At 56.4% G+C, this 358-nt stretch carries 1 rRNA gene; it reads right to left on the minus strand.

The annotated features are described in order from the left end of the window. A 23S ribosomal RNA gene (locus OO60_RS44310) occupies positions 1-358 on the minus strand; the annotation flags it as partial.

Consider the following 358-nt stretch of genomic DNA (forward strand, 5'->3'; position numbering starts at 1 on the left):
CCGCTATCGGTCTTCAGGAAGTATTTAGGCTTACCGGGTGGTCCCGGCAGATTCACAGCAAATTCCACGAGCTCGCTGCTACTCGGGAACACCACCAAGACCAACAACAGCAGTTTTCGCGTACGGGGCTCTCACCCACTCCGGCCGCCCATCCCAAGGCGTTCCACTAACCACTGCGCAAATCCGAAGGAATGTCAGTCCCTTCAAGGTGGGTCCCACAACACCACGCACACAACGCCTGACAGCTTGACATGTGCGAGGTTTAGCCTCTTCCGCTTTCGCTCGCCACTACTCACGGAATCACGGTTGTTTTCTCTTCCTGCGGGTACTGAGATGTTTCACTTCCCCGCGTTCCCTC

It is taken from the genome of Amycolatopsis vancoresmycina, from assembly GCF_000716785.1.
In the GTDB taxonomy this organism is placed as follows: Bacteria; Actinomycetota; Actinomycetes; order Mycobacteriales; family Pseudonocardiaceae; genus Amycolatopsis; species Amycolatopsis vancoresmycina.